Origin of the sequence: Bradyrhizobium sp. GCM10028915 (genome assembly GCF_042666195.1) — a bacterium.
In the GTDB taxonomy this organism is placed as follows: Bacteria; Pseudomonadota; Alphaproteobacteria; order Rhizobiales; family Xanthobacteraceae; genus Bradyrhizobium; species Bradyrhizobium canariense_D.
Genome location: NZ_JBHTFN010000045.1, coordinates 139,331 through 154,957 on the forward strand (window position 1 = coordinate 139,331; position 15,627 = coordinate 154,957).

Here is a 15,627-nt window from a genome sequence, read left to right on the forward strand (position 1 = left end):
GGTGATGCCGCGCGCGACATCATTGGCCGCCGCGACCTCTACCGCAAGTAGATATTGGCTTTGCAATTGCGACGTAACTACGTCGTCAGAGCTTGATCATCCGCTTGCCGCGGTTCTCGCCCGCCAGCAATCCGACCAGCGCCTTCGGCGTGTTCTCGAGGCCGTCGATGATGTCCTCCTGCACCTTCAGCTTGCCGGATGTGACCCAGGCCTGGAGGTCGGCGAGCGCTCGCTGACTCTCTTTCATGTAGTCCATCACGATGAAGCCTTGCATGACGAGCCGCTTCACCACGATCAGGCCGGGCACGCCGCGCGGGCCGTGTGCCGAGGGCGCGCCGTCATATTGCGAGATCGCACCGCAGCAGGCGATGCGGCCGTAATTGTTCATCTGCGGCAGGCAGGCTTCGAGAATGTCGCCGCCGACATTGTCGAAATAGACATCGATGCCCTTCGGAGCCGCCGCGCGCAACGCCTTGAACACCGCGCCGTCCTTGTAGTCGACGGCGGCATCGAAGCCGAGTTCGGAGGTCAGCCAGCTGCACTTGTCGGCGCCGCCGGCGATGCCGATGACCCGGCATCCCTTGATCTTCGCGATTTGCCCGACGATCGAGCCGACCGAGCCCGCGGCCGCGGAGACCACGACCGTCTCGCCCTCTCTGGGCTTGCCGATCTCCAGCAGGCCGAAATAGGCGGTGAGGCCGGCAATGCCGAACACGCTGAGCAGATGCGTCATCGGCTCGAGCTTCGGCATCTTGGTGAGATGCTTGGCGGGCACTGTCGCCAACTCCTGCCAGCCGGTGTCGCCGAACACGATGTCGCCCGGCGCAAGCTCCGGCGCCTTCGAGCTGATGACCTCGGCGATGGCGCCGCCGGCCATCACGCTGTTGGCCTCCACCGCTGAACGATAGGTCGCGCCGTGCATCCAGGCGCGGTTGGCGGCGTCGAGCGAGATGTAACGCACGCGCAGCAAGGCCTCGCCGTCCTTCGGCTCGGGCACCGCACCTTCGACCAGCTTGAAGTGCTCGGGACCGAGCTTGCCGCTGGGCTTTTCCACCAAAAGAATCTGACGATTGATGCTGCCGCTCATGATGTTTCCCCTCGGTCGTTTGACGATTATTGATGCAGCGGCCGCAAGAAAAACGTGCAAGCCGCTTTCGTTGTGCGCTGCATGAAGGCTAGATCGCGGGCGCCAGTTTCGCAACGGGAACATCCGCCCGACGATCGCACGCCAAGCGTGTTGCGCAGTCGTCATATCTGCGACATCATGAAGCGGTCGGTGTAGCGGGGGTGTTCAATGTCGAACAGGTTTACGCAATTCATTCTGGTGGCGATGGTGCTCGGCATCATCATGGGCGCGGCGATCTACAATTTCCTGCCCGACACGCGGGGCGACTGGGCCTCGTCCATCAACCTGATCGCCGTGATTTTCCTGCGCCTGATCAAGATGATCATCGCGCCGCTGGTATTTGCGACCCTGGTCGGCGGCATTGCTCATATGGGCTCGGGCTCCAAGCTCGGCCGCATCTTCGCCAAGACCATGGGCTGGTTCGTCAGCGCCTCTTTCGTCTCGCTGATGCTCGGCCTCGTGATGGTCAATCTGCTCCAGCCCGGCGCGAATTTCCCGGGTACGCTGCCTGACAAGGCGCAGTCGACCGGCCTGCCGGTTTCCGCCTTCTCGATCGAAAAATTCCTGACCCATCTGATCCCGACCTCGATCGCGGATGCGATGGCGCAGAACGAGATCCTGCAGATCGTGATCTTCGCCGTGTTCTTCTCGGTGGCGATGGGCTCGATGCCCGAGCGCTCCAAGCCGATCCTGGCGCTGATCGACGACATCGGCCACATCATGCTCAAGGTGACGGGCTATGTGATGCTGTTCGCGCCGTTCGCGGTCTGGGCCGCCATCACCGCGACGGTTGCCAAGAACGGCCTGCTAGTGCTCTGGAAGCTCATCGTCTTCATGGGTGGCTTCTATCTCTCGCTCGCGCTCCTGTGGGGCATCCTGGTGGTCGTGGGCTTCATCGTGATCGGGCCGCGCTACGCCCATCTGCTGAAGCTGATCCGCGAACCGCTGATGATCGCGTTCTCCACCGCGAGCTCGGAAGCGGCGTATCCGAAAACTCTGGAGGGGTTGAACAAGTTCGGCGCCTCGTCGCGGATATCGAGCTTCGTGCTGCCGCTCGGCTATTCCTTCAATCTCGACGGCACGATGATGTACTGCACCTTCGCGAGCGTCTTCATCGCGCAGAGCTATCACATCGACATGCCGCTCGGCACCCAGCTCGCGATGCTGGCAACGCTGATGATCACCTCGAAGGGCGTGGCCGGCGTGCCGCGCGCCTCCCTCGTGGTGATCGCCTCGACGCTCTCGCAGTTCGGCATCCCCGAGGCGGGGCTGTTGATGATCATGGGCATCGACACCTTCCTCGACATGGGCCGCAGCGCCACCAACGTGATCGGCAACACGCTCGCGACCTCGGTCGTGGCCAAGTGGGAAGGCGAGCTCGGGCCCGAGCACGAGCTTGAACCTGGCGATGCCGTGCCGGGGAACATGATCCCCGGCGAAGTGCCTGCGATGGCCGGCCATTGATCGGAGTGCATCATGCGCCTTTCAATGGCGATATCGGGCGGCCTGTTGCTGGCAGCGTGCCTGCTGGCCACGGGTGCCTCCGCCCAGACCGGTGGCAGCGAAGGGCTTAGCCCGACGCTGTCGGCGATCAAGACCGCGCACACCGTGCGCCTCGGCTATCGCGAGAGCTCGCCGCCGTTCTCCTTCCTCGACCAGGCCAACCGGCCGATCGGCTACAGCCTCGAGCTTTGCGAGGCTATTGTCGAGGAGATCGGCGTCGAGGTCGACGATCCCAATCTGAAGATCGCCTACGTCAAGGTCACCTCCGATGACCGCATCGACGCCGTGCTCCAGAACAAGATCGACCTGGAATGCGGCTCGACCACGGCCAATGCCGAGCGCGGCAAGCGCGTCGCCTTCTCGCCGCTGATGTTCGTCGCCGGCACCAAGCTGATGGTGCCGAAGGCGTCCAGCGTCCAGTCACTGACTGATCTGAAGGGCAAGACCGTCGTGGTGACGAAGGGCACCACCAACGAGCAGGCGATCCAGGCGGCCGACAAGAAGTCATCGTTGGGACTGAACATCGTTGTCGGTGCCGATCACGAACAGTCATACCAGATGCTCGTCGACGGCAAGGCCGATGCGTTCGCGACCGACGACATCCTGCTGTCCAGCCTGATCGTGCGTCACAAGGCACAGGACAAGTTCCGCGTCACCGGCGATTACCTGTCCTACGACCCCTACGGCATCATGTTCCGCAAGGGCGAACCGCAACTGGCGGCGGTGGTCGATCGCACTTTCCGCAAGCTCGGCTCCAACCACGACCTCGTTCCGCTCTACAACAAATGGTTCACCGCACGGCTTCCGACCGGCGAACGGCTGAACGTGCCGATCTCGCTGCAGCTGGAGGAAGCCTTCAAGGCGATGGACGATTCCGCGAGCGCGAATAACTAGCGCCTGTGCGACGAACGAAAGTGTGCCCTCTCCCTTACCGGGGGAGAGGGCGCAGCAACGAGCAGCGCGCGCTCACGTGCCGGCGGGCACCTGGTCCAGAAATCCCGTGATGCTCCTGATACGGCCGTCCTTCAGCACGGCGAAATCCGTCCCCTTGATCGGGCTGTCGATGCCGTTAGGACCAAGGCCCCAACTGAAGCGGACATGGTCGCCGTAGCCGTTGGGCTCGCCGATCAGCTTGAATTTGAAATCAGGGAAGCGCTGCTGCACGCCTGCGATCAGCGCATCGACGCCGTCATGGCCGTCGCCCTTCATCAGGGGATCGACATAGCTCGCATCCGCCGTCCAGTTCTGGCTCAGCAGTTCGCGCCGGCGGTCAGCTGCACGTTCGTTCCAGAGATCGATGTAGCGGCGAGCGATGGTGATGGGATCGGTCATTGTCGTCTCCTTCGATGGCGCCGTGTCGTTCGGCTGACATGATTATCGAAGGTTTGCGCGCGCTGATCGATTACCTCGGAGGTCATGCGCATGATGCGGGAAAGTGTGAAGCGGTTTCCCGATCGGATCATGCGCCGACAAGCGCGCGCAAATGTTTGTCGCGAACTTACTTGGCCGCCGTGACCATGATTTCGACGGTGTATTGTGCCGCCGCGAGCTTGGCTTCGACGGTGGCGCGTGCCGGCGTGTTGCCGGGCGAGACCCAGGCGTCCCACACCGCGTTCATCTCGCCAAACGTCTTCATGTCGGTGATGTAGATCGTGGCCGAAAGAAGTTTGGACTTGTCGGTGCCGGCCTTGGCGAGATGGCTGTCGATAGTCGCCAGAATGTCCTGGGTCTGCTTCGTCACGCTTTCGCCGGCGGCGTTGTTGGCGACGACACCGGCGAGATAGACTGTGTTACCGTGCACGACGACCTGGCTCATGCGCGGGCCGGTTTCAAGACGCTGAATGCTCATTGCGGGTCTCCTTTGAATGGCGGCCCTGTCTAGCGCAGCGGCTTGCCCTGTGCCACCCCAGGCACGCATGCGTTGCCGGGCACGCATGCGTTGCCAGGCACGCATGCGTCGTCGGCGATGCCTGAGTTGCACTTCAGGGAAACTGGCCGAAGAACGTCCAGATCGTTTCGGCTGCGTCGATGTCGCCGTTCTGCGACCCGAGCAAGCTGGCGGCGACCTTCGGGAAGCGGGCATCCGGAAAAAATCCGGGCATGCGATGACCGCCTTGATTGATGCGATAAAGCACGACGTCGTGCCCTTCAGGACAGCGCGAGGAGATCCGCGTCACCGTGGACTGGTCTGCTGGCGCCCTGTCGGGCAAATCGGTCATGTCGGCATTATCGGTCTCGCAGCCGTTGAGCTTGCGCCAGAACGCAAGCGTCTCGTCGGTGGACCAAAAACCGTCTGCGGCATAATAGCTCGATCCGCGGCCGCCTTCGTAGGGGACCAGCGGATCGGCGGTGCCGTTCATCAGCAGCATCGGCAACGGCCGCGACGGATGGCACGTGACAGCGGTCTCATCAGTGAGGTTCATGCTCACGCTCGCGCCGGCAGCAAACAGATCGGCGCGGGCGCAGACCAGCGTCATTGCCATGGCGCCGCCATTGGAGATGCCGGTGACATAGACGCGGCGAGGATCGGCGGTGCCGTTCGCCACCAGCTTCTCGACGAGCTTTGCGATGAAGGCGACGTCGTCGGTGCCTGCGGGCGGGCCACGGAGCGCCGGTCCCGCCTTGGTCCTCGCATCGGCCCATGCGTGGTTGAGGCCATCAGGAAAGACCACCGCAAACCCTTCGCGCTTTGCGACCTGCGGCCACGCCGTCCGCGTCATCATGTCGGCGCCGCGCTGCGTCTTGCCGTGCAGCAGGACGACGAGCGGCACGAGCCGCTTCGACGGCAGTTGCACAGTGTAGGACCGCTTCACACCGTCAATATCGATCGTATCCGCGGACGCAGCCGAGGCAGCGGCTAATGCCGCAACAAACGCCCCGATGCGCAGCCGCGGCCGCATCATCTAGCCCACGGCCTTCGCCGCGGCCCGGCCCGCATTGCGGCCCGAGAACAGGCAGCCGCCGAGGAACGTGCCTTCCAGCGAACGATAGCCGTGCACGCCGCCGCCGCCGAAGCCGGCGGCTTCGCCGGCTGCATAGAGGCCGGGGATGACGCTGCCCTCCTCGCCGAACACGCGCGAAGAGAGGTCGGTCTCGAAACCGCCGAGCGTCTTGCGGGTGAGGATGTTGAGCTTGACCGCGATCAGCGGCCCTTGCGCGGGATCGAGGATGCGGTGAGGGGAGGCGGTGCGGATCAGTCTGTCGCCGATATAGCGCCGCGCATTGTGAATGTTCATCACCTGCGCATCCTTGACGTAAGGGTTGGCGATCTCTCGGTCGCGCGCCTCGATCTGCATCCTGATGTGCTCGAGCTTGAGGAGGTCGCTGCCGGCCAGCTTGTTCATGGCCGCAACGAGATCCTCGATCTTGTCGCGCACGATGAAGTCGACACCATGGCTTTTGAACGCTTCCACCGGCGCCGGCGCGCCCTTGTTGGTGGCGCGCTTGATGGTCATGCGCCAGCTCTTGCCGGTGAGGTCGGGATTCTGCTCCGAGCCCGACAGCGCAAACTCCTTCTTGATGATGCTCTGGGTCAGGATGAACCAGGAATAATCGTAGCCGGTGGACATGATGTATTGGAGCTGGCCGAGCGTGTCGGAGCCGGGAAACAACGGCGCCGGCAGGCGCGTGCCGGTGGCGTCGAACCACATCGAGGAGGGGCCGGGCAGGATGCGGATGCCGTGGCGCGGCCAGATCGGTGACCAGTTCTGGATGCCTTCGACATAATGCCACATGCGGTCGCGGTTGATCAGCCGCGCGCCTGCCTTCTCGGTGATGCCGATCATGCGGCCGTCGACATGCTCGGGCACGCCGGAGATCATGAATTTCGGCGGCGCGCCGAGTCGCTTCGGCCAGTTCTGCCGCACCAGCTCGTGATTGCCGCCGATGCCGCCGGACGCCACGATCACGGCTTGGGCCTTCAACGCAAACTCGCCGACAACATTGCGCGACGAACTCTTGCCGCGCTCGACATTGTCGGGGGCGAGAATGGCGCCGCCGACGCCATCCACCGTACCGTTGGTGATCGAGAGCGCATCGACGCGATGGCGGAACCGAAAGCTCAGCCGGCCGCTTCTGACCGCCTCGCGCGCGCGGCGCTCGAACGGCTCGACGATGCCGGGCCCGGTACCCCAGGTGACATGAAAGCGCGGCACCGAATTGCCGTGGCCCATCGCGTCATAGCCACCGCGCTCGGCCCATCCGACCACGGGGAAAATGCGATGGCCCATCGCTCGCAGCCATGCACGCTTCTCGCCGGCCGCGAACGCCACATAGGCTTCGGCCCATTGCCGCGGCCAGAAATCCTCGTCGCGGTCGAAGCCGGCGGTGCCGAGCCAGTCCTGCATCGCGAGGTCGAAGGAGTCCTTGATGCCGAGCCGGCGCTGCTCCGGCGAATCGACCAGGAACAATCCGCCGAACGACCAGAACGCCTGGCCGCCGAGCGACTGCTCGCCCTCCTGGTCGACCACGATTACGCGCTTGCCGGCGTCCGCGATCTCGGTTGCGGCCACCAGGCCCGACAGTCCTGCGCCGACAACGATGACGTCAGTCTCTTCAGCCATCTGTTCGGCCATATGTTTCCCCCTCCATGTGTTTCGCCCTCCACAGGTTCCTCCCTGTAGTTGCCCGGATTGAAGCCGGCGGTTGCAACTGAGATCAAGAGGACGGCGCGTAAGACATCGTTAACTTGTTCCACTTCGGGAAAAAGACCGGCTGAGTGCAGCGCCGGCGCAACACTGGATTTGAATTTGTTTTGAGCGAGCCGGCATGCCTAGACAAAACCGCGGTTACGACGGACCCTAGCAGGGCATCACCACCTGACACACAGATTCGAATTCGACTGGGGCGGGGGCCAATGAAGTTTCTGACGGGGTTGCTTGCGGCGGTTCTCCTGATCGCGAGCATGGGCGCTTCTCACGCGGTGGTTCGGATTGCGGATGACCGCGGTGGCCGGATCGGAACCTACGTCGACAAATACCAGGACCTGCGGCAGTCGGGCGACACCGTCATCATCGACGGTCTCTGCGCCTCTGCCTGCACCATCGTCCTCGGCGCCATCCCGCCTGACCGCATCTGCGTGACGTCGCACGCCACACTGGGCTTCCACGCCGCGTGGGATTTCGGCAGCAACGGCCGCGCCGTCACCAATACCGAAGCGACCCAGATGCTCTATGCGATGTATCCCTCGCAGGTGAAGCGCTGGATAAATCAGCGCGGCGGCCTCACCCCGCATATGCTCTTCCTGAAGGGCCGGCAGCTCCAGGCTATGTACAAGCCTTGCTACCTCGACGCGCAGGCCTCGGCCAACAAGCCATCGTCGCGGTAGGCCGCGGCAGTCATTCGCCTTTCACTAATCTGTCGTGATGGCCGGGCTTGTCCCGGCCATCCACGTTCTTGGGCCCGGCTGGAAAGTCCGTGGATGCCCGGGCCTTCGCCTCGCGGAAGCGGCTTCGGCCGCGCAGGCGGGACAAGCCCGGGCATGACGGAGATCCTCCGCACCAATTGATCCCCGGCCCGCCCGCCGCGCTTGCCCGGCCCCGTCCCAGCGCCTATTTGAAAGGCAGGGAACTCCGGCCTTCATCTCGATCGTTGTCATGGCTCAACCACTGCACCCCGCCCATCCTGTACCGGACAATTCGCCCACTGCCAGCCGGACGCCGGTCGTGCTGCTGTTGGCAGGTGCTGGCGTCGGCGGCCTGATCGTGCTCGGCGCGCTCGCGCTCTGGTTCCACTACGGCAGCCAGGTGTTCTTCGAAATGATCAGGACCGGTCTTGCCGCCTGCTTCTGACACGCGACAGGAAGTTTTCCGCTCATGAGCCCTACCGCCCGTCCGCTGGTGATCGCGACCGCCTTCGCCGCAAGCCTCGTCCTCGGGCTGCTGATCGTATTCTGGGCCATGGGCGGGGTCGGCAAGGTGGCGCAGCCGGCCGCGATCGGCGGCCCGTTCCAGCTCACCGACCAGAACGGCAAGACCGTCACCGACAAGAACCTCAAGGGCAAGCCGACCCTGATCTTCTTCGGCTACACCCATTGTCCCGACGTCTGCCCAACCTCGCTGTTCGAGATCTCGGAAGTGCTGCGCGCGATGGGCAAGGACGCCGACAAGGTCAATGCCGTCTTCATCTCGGTCGATCCCGAGCGCGATACGCCGGCCGCGATGAAGGATTATCTGTCGAGCTTCGACCCGCACCTCGAAGGGCTGAGCGGCGATCCTGCCGAGACCGCCAAGGTGATCACCTCCTACCGGGTCTATGCCAAGAAGGTCCCGACCAAGGACGGCGACTACACCATGGACCACACGGCGCTGATCTATCTGATGGATCGCGACGGCCGCTTCGTCTCGCCGTTCAACCTGAAGCGCACGCCGGAAGAAGCCGCAGGGGAGTTGAAGCGGTATCTGTAGGCTCCCCTATTGACCGCAATCCGCGCTCGCGTTCCCGGCCGGATGGGCTATAAGGCCCTCCGATCCCAACGAAAATCGTTCATTTCAGCCGATGGCTCCATCGCAACAGGCGAAATCGTCCAAATCCGCCCGTGGCTTGCTGACCGGGCTGATCGTCGGCGTCTGCGCGCTCGCTGCTGCGCCGTCCGCGCAGGCGCAGGCCCCGGCAAAGCAGCCCCCAACGGCGCCGCAAGCCTCACCTCAGGTCGCGCCGCAAGCCGCCCCGCAGGCGGTGCCGGGTTTCTGGGACCCGCGGCGGCGGCCGGAGCGGCCGGACCTGTCGCGCCTGACCGTGATCCGTTTCCTGACCGAGACCGACTATCCGCCGTTCAACTACACCGGCGCCGACGGTAATCCGGCCGGCTTCAACGTCGACTTCGCGCGCGCGCTGTGCGAGGAGATCAAGGTCACTTGCACGGTGCAGATGCGGCGCTTCGAGACGCTGGTCGATGCGCTCGCCTCCAACCGGGGCGATGCCATCATCGCCTCGATGGCGGTGAGTCCGCAGCTCCGCGCCCGGGTCGACTTCACCGATCCCTATTACCGCGTGCCTGCGCGCTTTGCTTCGCGCAAGGACGCGGTGATGCCGGAGATCCGGCCCGAATATCTCGAAGGCAAGAAGGTCGGCGTCATCGCCGGCTCCGCGCATGAGGCCTATCTCAAGGCCCTGTTCACCGACGCCGAGCTGCACCCGTATCCCAACGACGACGCTATGCGCGGCGCCTTGCGCAAGGGCGAGGTCGATTTCATCTTCGGCGACGCCATCGCGCTCGCGTTCTGGATCAACGGCACGGATTCCGGCGATTGCTGCGCCTTCTCCGGCGGCCCCTTCGTCGAGAGCCGTTTCTTCGGCGAGGGCATTGGCATCGCCGTACGCAAGGGCAACGACGTGCTGCGCCAGGCCCTGAACTGGGCGATGTTCCGCGTCTGGGAGAAGGGCCGCTACACCGATCTGTGGCTGCGGTATTTCTCGGTGAGCCCGTTCTAGTCCCAGGCGCCGTTGCCAATTCCTCATCCTGACGAGCTTGCGTAGCAAGCGTCTCGAAGGATGACGGCCCCGCTGGTGGCCGGGCCCTTCGAGACCCGCGCTTCGCGGGCACCTCAGGATGAGGATATGTCGTATCCGCGACACCGGCGCATTAACCGTCCGCTCATCCTTTTCGTCAAAATAGCACCGCTCTGGCCGCAGCGTCGCTCGCGGAGCGGCCTTCCGCGTGGTGAAATCGAGCTTCGGCTTCGAGTGGTGTGATGCGTAACATAATGATCTTCGCGGCGATCATGATCGGCCTCGGCACCTTCATGGCGCAGATGGCGGACAGGATGAGCTCCGCCTCGGCGACGTCGGTGCCGCGTACGGTCGCAGTCGCGTCCACCGCGCCGGCCGGCGGCCGCAGCCTCAACATCCCCCGCGACGGCCGCGGCCACTTCCAAACCGAGGGCCGGATCGAAGGCCAGCGCATCGGCTTCATGGTCGACACCGGCGCCTCCGTGGTCGCGCTGAACGAGACCTCGGCCGCCCGCTTCGGCCTGCGTCCCTCGCGCAGCGATTACAACGCCACCGTCTCCACCGCCAACGGCACCATCAAGGCCGCGCGCACTCGCATCGCCATGCTCGATGTCGGCGGCCTCGTCGTGCGCGATGTCGATGCCATGGTGCTGCCCGACGAGGCGCTGTCCGAGAACCTGCTCGGTCTCTCCTTCCTCTCCCGCCTCAGGCGCTTCGAATACGCCAACGGTCAGATAGTGCTGGAGCAGTAAAGGTCCTCCCAAAGGCGACGGCGACACATATTTCAAGAAAATCTCTATTTCGATCGCTCTCGCGGACAGATTTCCCCGTTACCAAACTGCCGCAATTATCATCCATAAGCTGCCATTCCCGCCTTCCGCTGCAGCCCGGCATTCGCTAAGGCTGCATCAAATCCTGGCTCTTTTTCACGAGACCGTCTCAATGTTCCCCAAGCCGAAATCCGTGTTGCTGCCCAACACCTATGCCTTCGAATCCGAGCCGATGGTGAAGGCCACGGGCTTTCGCGAATACGACGCGCGCTGGCTGTTCCAGAAGGAAATCAACCTGATGGGTATCCAGGCGCTCGGCATGGGGCTGGGCGCGCTGATCGCGGAGCTCGGCGTCAGCCAGGAGATCGTCACCGGTCATGATTTCCGCGGCTATTCGGCCTCGATCAAATATGCGCTGATCTCCGGCCTGATGGCAGCAGGCTGCAAGGTGCACGACATCGGGCTCGCGGTGACGCCGATGGCCTATTTCGCGCAGTTCGACCTCGACGTGCCCTGCTGCGCCATGGTCACGGCCTCACACAACGACAATGGCTGGACCGGCGTGAAGATGGGCGCCAACCGCCCGCTGACCTTCGGTCCCGACGAGATGACGCGGCTGAAGGAGATCGTGCTGGGCGCCGAGTTCAAGAACAAGGCCGGCGGCTCCTATCAATTCCACGAGAATTATCCGGCGCGCTACATCGCCGATCTCACCAGCCGCCCGAAGCTCAAGCGCAAGCTCAAGGTCGTCGCGGCCTGCGGCAACGGTACCGCCGGCGCATTCGCGCCGCAGGTGCTGGAGGCGATCGGCTGCGAGGTGATCCCGCTCGACACCGAGCTCGACCACACCTTCCCGAAATACAATCCGAACCCCGAAGACATGGAGATGCTGCACGCGATCCGCGACGCGGTGCTGCAGCACAAGGCCGATGTGGGTCTCGGCTTCGATGGCGACGGCGATCGCTGCGGCGTCGTCGACAACACCGGCGAGGAGATCTTTGCCGACAAGGTCGGCGTGATGCTGGCGCGCGACATGTCCGCGATCCACAAGGACGCGCAGTTCATCGTCGACGTGAAGTCGACCGGCCTGTTCATCACCGATCCGGTGCTGCAGAAGCAGGGTGCAAAAACCACCTACTGGAAGACCGGCCATTCCTACATGAAGCGCCGCACCCATGAGACGGGTGCGCTCGCCGGCTTCGAGAAGTCCGGCCACTTCTTCTTCAACAAGCCGTATGGACGCGGCTATGACGACGGTCTCGTCTCGGCGCTGGCGATCTGCGATATGCTTGACCGCGCCCCCGGCAAGTCGATGGCCGATCTCAAGAACGCGCTGCCGAAGACCTGGTCGTCGCCGACGATGTCGCCGCATTGCGCCGACGAGACCAAATACGGCGTCATCGACAAGGTGGTAAAGCACTTCGAGGCCTTGCAGGCCAAGGGCGCCAAGATCGGCGGCCAGTCGATCCGCGATCTCGTCACCGTCAACGGCGTCCGCGTCACGGTCGAGGACGGCAGCTGGGGCCTGGTGCGTGCCTCCTCCAACAAGCCCGAGCTCGTTGTCGTGGTCGAGAGCCCGGTCTCCGAGCAGCGCATGCACGACATGTTCGAGATGGTGAACAGCGTGCTGCGCATCCATCCCGAAGTCGGCGAGTACAATCAGAAGATTTGAGGCGCGAGGCTAGTCTCGCCTGCTGTCATGCCCCGGCTAGACCGGGGCATCCAGTACGCCGCGGCTTATCCGTACCCCATCATCGTCTCTGGAATACTGGATCGCCCGGTCAAGCGGGGCGACGACAGTTTGCGTGTGGTGAGCCTTAAGCCGCAACCACAGCCGGGATCGGCAGCGCGGTGACCGACTTGATCTTCTCCATCGCGAAGCGCGAGGTGACGTTCTTCAGCGGCACGGCGCTGATCAGTTTCTTGTAGAAAACGTCATAGGCCTGCATGTCCGCGACGACGACGCGCAGCATGTAATCGACGTCGCCGGCCATGCGATAGAACTCCATCACCTCAGGCATGGCGCTGACGGCGTCGGCGAACCTCTTGAGCCAGGCGTCGGAATGGTCGGAGCTCTCGACCGACACGAACACGGAGATGCCGAGCCCGATCTTGTTCTGGTCGACCAGCGCCACCCGCTTGGTAATCACGCCGTCGGCCTCCAAGCGCTGGATGCGCTTCCAGCAGGGGGTCGAGGACAGGCCGACGCGGTCGCCAATCTCGGCGACGGAGAGGGAGGCATCGTCCTGCAGCACCATCAGAATCTTGCGGTCGATGGCGTCGAGGCGGCGGCTGGTCTCGGGGAGTGGGACGGCGAGATCGGTCATTTGAAGAACTTTGTTCCATTTCAAGGGACGTTTTCCCTGATATAGAGAAAATCTTTCTATAGCAAGTCTATAATCTTGGCGCCCGCTCCAACGTCGCCGCCGGCGACATGCTCAAAAGCTCTTCAACTTCAACGCGTTGCGGGGCGGCCAGGCCGCCACCATGACGGATGCATTTCAGCGCCGCGGCGGCCGCGGCGAATCGCAGCGCCTGCCGCACGCCGCCACCTTCGGCGAAGCGAAGCGTGAAGGCGCCATGGAAGACGTCGCCGGCGCCGAGCGTATCGACGGCCTGAACCGGGAAGGCCGGCGTCTGCTCCAATGCGCCGGTCTCGTTCAGCCAGATCGTGCCATACGGACCGCGGGTGGCGGCGAGGAAGGCGGGCGTGAGCGCGGCCAGGCGCTTCAATGCCGCGCCGTCATCGGGGATGCCGGCTGTCTCCTGCAACTGGTCACTGGCGAACAGCAGATGTGAGGCGGCCGTGAGCAGGCTGTCCTGCAACGACATCGCGCGGTCGACGCCGACGATGACGGCAATGCCGCGCCGGCGTGCCTCGGTGCAGAGCGAAGTTGCGAACGCGGCGCAGCGGCTTTCGACGAGAACCGCCCGGCAATCGGCGAGCAGCTTGTCGGCGTCGGGCAGCTCGACTGTCCACAGGGCCGGATCGCGATAGATCGTGAGCGTTCGCTCGCCCGTCGCGTCAATGATGATGGCGGAGACGGGCGTGCTCGCATCAGGTATGCGCACGATATGGCTTGTGTCGATATTTTCGGATGTCATGCGGTCGAGAATGAAGCCGCTCGACGTCTCCTGCGCATCGCCCATCGGACCTGCGAACGCGACGCGGCCACCAAGCCGAGCGATAGCGATCGCGGCATTGAGTGCGTTGCCGCCGCAAATCTCCGCGAGATGCCTGGCATTCGCCTTGCTGCCGCGCGCGGGCACGGTTTCGACACGAAAGGTCAGGTCGCGCACGGGAATGCCGATGCAGAGGATGCGCGGCGCGATCCCTGGTGCAGCCATCTCCGTCTCAGCTCTTGTCGTGCACCCAGCGGCCGAGCAGGTGATGCGCAATCGCAAACGGATGCGGGCCGGCGAGCCCGTCAGGATGCGTCCGCGTCAGCATCAAGGCCGCCTCCTCGCGCGTGAACCAGCGCGCATCCTCCAACTCGGAGTGATCGACGACGATGTCCTCGCTCACCGCCCGCGCGCTGCACCCGATCATCAGCGACGACGGATAGGGCCAGGGCTGGGTCATGTAATATTGCACCTCGGTGCAGCGAATGCCGGATTCTTCGAAAATCTCGCGGCGCACCGCGTCCTCGATGGTTTCGGCGGCCTCGACGAAGCCGGCGAGGCAGGAATACATGCCCGGCGGAAACTGCTTCTGGCGGCCGAGCAGGCATTTGTCGCCGGCGGCGACGTGCATGATCACGACAGGGTCGGTGCGCGGGAAATGCTCGGCCTTGCAACTCGGGCACTCCCGCTTCCAGCCGCCTTCCTTCATCGCGGTACGCGTGCCGCAATTGGCGCAATAGCCGTGGCGCTGATGCCAGCTCACCATCGACTTCGCCATCGCGATCGCCGACAGCTCCTGCGGCGGCACCGCGCCCTGCATCGCCATGCCGCGCAGCTCGCTGAGGGCGTAGTCCTCGCGCCCGATCAGCTTCTCGGACGCGGCCTGCGACAGGCCCATCCCGAACATCGCGGCGCCGCCGCGCAAGCCTAAGAAGATCGTGCCGGGATTGGCGCCGCATTTCAACGCCTCGTCGATTCCGAGCAGCGCGCGCACTTTGTCGCCCTCGCGCTTCACCAGCAGTGAGTCGCGATAGACCACATAGGCGCGCGACGACGGCTTCTGCTCCATCGCGAACAGCTTTTCGTCGTCGCGGCGCAGATGCGCGGCGCGGTCGAGAATGTTGGTGACGAAGGCGGGTTGTCCCAGTGGAAACGAGTCGAATGCTGACATTTCTTGTTCTTTCAACCCAACCAGATCTTGCGGCGAAGCGCGCTGATGAAACTCTGCACCTCGGTGGCGTCGTGCGCCAAGGGCTGCATCACGCCCCAGACCGGCCGCGGCCAGGCGGCGTCACTGGTGCGGCGCGCGATGATGTGGACGTGAAGCTGCGGCACGAGGTTGCCGAGTGCCGCGATGTTGAGCTTGTCGCATTGGGTGATCTCCTTCAGCGCGCGCGAGACGCGGGAGATCTCCGTCATCAATTGCGCCTGCTGCACCTCGTCGAGGTCGATGATCTCCACCGCGTCGGCGCGTCGCGGCACCAGCAGCAGCCAGGGATAATGCGCGTCCTTGATGACCAAGACCTTGCACAGCGGCAAATCGCCGATGTCGATAGTGTCCTCTTTCAGGCGGGAGTGCAGCGACCAGGCGGGTTCGGACATAAAGGTTTCCGGATGGCCCGATGGGATCGGGCATGGCGGGGCGGAACCCCTGAA

At 64.0% G+C, this 15,627-nt stretch carries 17 protein-coding genes; 8 read left to right on the forward strand and 9 right to left on the reverse strand.

The genetic code is table 11. The annotated features are described in order from the left end of the window. Window positions 1-85: 85 nt before the first annotated feature. Window positions 86-1,087: an NADP-dependent oxidoreductase gene (locus tag ACFQX9_RS27115; RefSeq protein ID WP_018452994.1), complete on the reverse strand. Its 1,002-nt coding sequence runs from the start codon at window positions 1,085-1,087 to the stop codon at window positions 86-88. A 207-nt stretch (window positions 1,088-1,294) separates the two neighbouring features. On the opposite strand from ACFQX9_RS27115, the gene ACFQX9_RS27120 reads away from it, so the two are divergent. Continuing rightward, window positions 1,295-2,590: a dicarboxylate/amino acid:cation symporter gene (locus tag ACFQX9_RS27120; protein WP_247820937.1), complete on the forward strand. Its 1,296-nt coding sequence runs from the start codon at window positions 1,295-1,297 to the stop codon at window positions 2,588-2,590. Window positions 2,591-2,602: 12 nt separating this feature from the next. Further along, window positions 2,603-3,523 (forward strand): amino acid ABC transporter substrate-binding protein, encoded by a 921-nt coding sequence (locus tag ACFQX9_RS27125; RefSeq protein ID WP_247820938.1) that lies wholly within the window; start codon window positions 2,603-2,605, stop codon window positions 3,521-3,523. 72 nt (window positions 3,524-3,595) lie between these two features. Here the strand turns inward: ACFQX9_RS27125 and ACFQX9_RS27130 are convergent, their stop codons facing one another. The 4 genes from ACFQX9_RS27130 to ACFQX9_RS27145 all read right to left on the reverse strand — a co-directional run bounded on the left by ACFQX9_RS27130 (window position 3,596) and on the right by ACFQX9_RS27145 (window position 7,191). After that, complete coding sequence (locus ACFQX9_RS27130; RefSeq protein WP_377791099.1) at window positions 3,596-3,961, reverse strand: nuclear transport factor 2 family protein; 366 nt, start codon at window positions 3,959-3,961, stop codon at window positions 3,596-3,598. A 166-nt stretch (window positions 3,962-4,127) separates the two neighbouring features. Continuing rightward, window positions 4,128-4,478, reverse strand: a complete 351-nt coding sequence (locus tag ACFQX9_RS27135; protein WP_007599359.1) for a RidA family protein — start codon at window positions 4,476-4,478, stop codon at window positions 4,128-4,130. Window positions 4,479-4,611: 133 nt separating this feature from the next. Further along, window positions 4,612-5,532 (reverse strand): alpha/beta hydrolase family esterase, encoded by a 921-nt coding sequence (locus ACFQX9_RS27140; RefSeq protein WP_377791100.1) that lies wholly within the window; start codon window positions 5,530-5,532, stop codon window positions 4,612-4,614. After that, the gene (locus ACFQX9_RS27145; protein ID WP_204514025.1) at window positions 5,533-7,191 is read right to left on the reverse strand and encodes an FAD-binding dehydrogenase; all 1,659 of its coding nucleotides are present in this window, start codon (window positions 7,189-7,191) and stop codon (window positions 5,533-5,535) included. It lies immediately after the preceding gene. Window positions 7,192-7,484: 293 nt separating this feature from the next. Between ACFQX9_RS27145 and ACFQX9_RS27150 the strand changes: the two genes are divergently transcribed. The 6 genes from ACFQX9_RS27150 to ACFQX9_RS27175 all read left to right on the forward strand — a co-directional run bounded on the left by ACFQX9_RS27150 (window position 7,485) and on the right by ACFQX9_RS27175 (window position 12,520). Continuing rightward, window positions 7,485-7,955, forward strand: coding sequence for a hypothetical protein (locus ACFQX9_RS27150; protein ID WP_018453000.1), 471 nt, complete (start codon window positions 7,485-7,487; stop codon window positions 7,953-7,955). A gap of 268 nt (window positions 7,956-8,223) precedes the next feature. Then, on the forward strand, window positions 8,224-8,418 hold the full coding sequence (locus tag ACFQX9_RS27155; RefSeq protein ID WP_377791101.1) for a hypothetical protein: 195 nt from the start codon (window positions 8,224-8,226) through the stop codon (window positions 8,416-8,418). A gap of 24 nt (window positions 8,419-8,442) precedes the next feature. After that, complete coding sequence (locus ACFQX9_RS27160; protein ID WP_018453003.1) at window positions 8,443-9,033, forward strand: SCO family protein; 591 nt, start codon at window positions 8,443-8,445, stop codon at window positions 9,031-9,033. Between the two features lie 91 nt (window positions 9,034-9,124). Then, window positions 9,125-10,060, forward strand: a complete 936-nt coding sequence (locus tag ACFQX9_RS27165) for a transporter substrate-binding domain-containing protein (RefSeq protein WP_018453004.1) — start codon at window positions 9,125-9,127, stop codon at window positions 10,058-10,060. A gap of 260 nt (window positions 10,061-10,320) precedes the next feature. Then, on the forward strand, window positions 10,321-10,830 hold the full coding sequence (locus tag ACFQX9_RS27170) for a TIGR02281 family clan AA aspartic protease (protein ID WP_247820940.1): 510 nt from the start codon (window positions 10,321-10,323) through the stop codon (window positions 10,828-10,830). 190 nt (window positions 10,831-11,020) lie between these two features. Continuing rightward, window positions 11,021-12,520: a phosphomannomutase/phosphoglucomutase gene (locus tag ACFQX9_RS27175; protein ID WP_085351595.1), complete on the forward strand. Its 1,500-nt coding sequence runs from the start codon at window positions 11,021-11,023 to the stop codon at window positions 12,518-12,520. A gap of 145 nt (window positions 12,521-12,665) precedes the next feature. On the opposite strand, the gene ACFQX9_RS27180 is transcribed toward ACFQX9_RS27175, so the two are convergent. The 4 genes from ACFQX9_RS27180 to ACFQX9_RS27195 all read right to left on the reverse strand — a co-directional run bounded on the left by ACFQX9_RS27180 (window position 12,666) and on the right by ACFQX9_RS27195 (window position 15,573). Continuing rightward, on the reverse strand, window positions 12,666-13,175 hold the full coding sequence (locus tag ACFQX9_RS27180) for an Lrp/AsnC family transcriptional regulator (RefSeq protein ID WP_018453007.1): 510 nt from the start codon (window positions 13,173-13,175) through the stop codon (window positions 12,666-12,668). 67 nt (window positions 13,176-13,242) lie between these two features. Further along, complete coding sequence (locus ACFQX9_RS27185) at window positions 13,243-14,196, reverse strand: sugar kinase (protein WP_377791102.1); 954 nt, start codon at window positions 14,194-14,196, stop codon at window positions 13,243-13,245. A gap of 7 nt (window positions 14,197-14,203) precedes the next feature. Beyond that, window positions 14,204-15,142, reverse strand: a complete 939-nt coding sequence (gene nudC, locus ACFQX9_RS27190) for an NAD(+) diphosphatase (RefSeq protein WP_018453009.1) — start codon at window positions 15,140-15,142, stop codon at window positions 14,204-14,206. A gap of 11 nt (window positions 15,143-15,153) precedes the next feature. Next, window positions 15,154-15,573 (reverse strand): HIT domain-containing protein, encoded by a 420-nt coding sequence (locus ACFQX9_RS27195; RefSeq protein WP_018453010.1) that lies wholly within the window; start codon window positions 15,571-15,573, stop codon window positions 15,154-15,156. Window positions 15,574-15,627 lie beyond the last annotated feature (54 nt).

Coding starts and splice junctions, on each gene's coding strand:
- ACFQX9_RS27195 (WP_018453010.1), bottom strand. CDS start 15,573: ATGTCCGAACCCGCCTGGTCGCTGCACTCCCGCCTGAAAGAGGACACT.
- ACFQX9_RS27165 (WP_018453004.1), top strand. CDS start 9,125: ATGGCTCCATCGCAACAGGCGAAATCGTCCAAATCCGCCCGTGGCTTG.
- ACFQX9_RS27140 (WP_377791100.1), bottom strand. CDS start 5,532: ATGATGCGGCCGCGGCTGCGCATCGGGGCGTTTGTTGCGGCATTAGCC.
- ACFQX9_RS27170 (WP_247820940.1), top strand. CDS start 10,321: ATGCGTAACATAATGATCTTCGCGGCGATCATGATCGGCCTCGGCACC.
- ACFQX9_RS27120 (WP_247820937.1), top strand. CDS start 1,295: ATGTCGAACAGGTTTACGCAATTCATTCTGGTGGCGATGGTGCTCGGC.
- ACFQX9_RS27155 (WP_377791101.1), top strand. CDS start 8,224: ATGGCTCAACCACTGCACCCCGCCCATCCTGTACCGGACAATTCGCCC.
- ACFQX9_RS27135 (WP_007599359.1), bottom strand. CDS start 4,478: ATGAGCATTCAGCGTCTTGAAACCGGCCCGCGCATGAGCCAGGTCGTC.
- ACFQX9_RS27160 (WP_018453003.1), top strand. CDS start 8,443: ATGAGCCCTACCGCCCGTCCGCTGGTGATCGCGACCGCCTTCGCCGCA.
- ACFQX9_RS27150 (WP_018453000.1), top strand. CDS start 7,485: ATGAAGTTTCTGACGGGGTTGCTTGCGGCGGTTCTCCTGATCGCGAGC.
- nudC (WP_018453009.1), bottom strand. CDS start 15,142: ATGTCAGCATTCGACTCGTTTCCACTGGGACAACCCGCCTTCGTCACC.
- ACFQX9_RS27115 (WP_018452994.1), bottom strand. CDS start 1,087: ATGAGCGGCAGCATCAATCGTCAGATTCTTTTGGTGGAAAAGCCCAGC.
- ACFQX9_RS27125 (WP_247820938.1), top strand. CDS start 2,603: ATGCGCCTTTCAATGGCGATATCGGGCGGCCTGTTGCTGGCAGCGTGC.
- ACFQX9_RS27185 (WP_377791102.1), bottom strand. CDS start 14,196: ATGGCTGCACCAGGGATCGCGCCGCGCATCCTCTGCATCGGCATTCCC.
- ACFQX9_RS27130 (WP_377791099.1), bottom strand. CDS start 3,961: ATGACCGATCCCATCACCATCGCTCGCCGCTACATCGATCTCTGGAAC.
- ACFQX9_RS27145 (WP_204514025.1), bottom strand. CDS start 7,191: ATGGCTGAAGAGACTGACGTCATCGTTGTCGGCGCAGGACTGTCGGGC.
- ACFQX9_RS27180 (WP_018453007.1), bottom strand. CDS start 13,175: ATGACCGATCTCGCCGTCCCACTCCCCGAGACCAGCCGCCGCCTCGAC.
- ACFQX9_RS27175 (WP_085351595.1), top strand. CDS start 11,021: ATGTTCCCCAAGCCGAAATCCGTGTTGCTGCCCAACACCTATGCCTTC.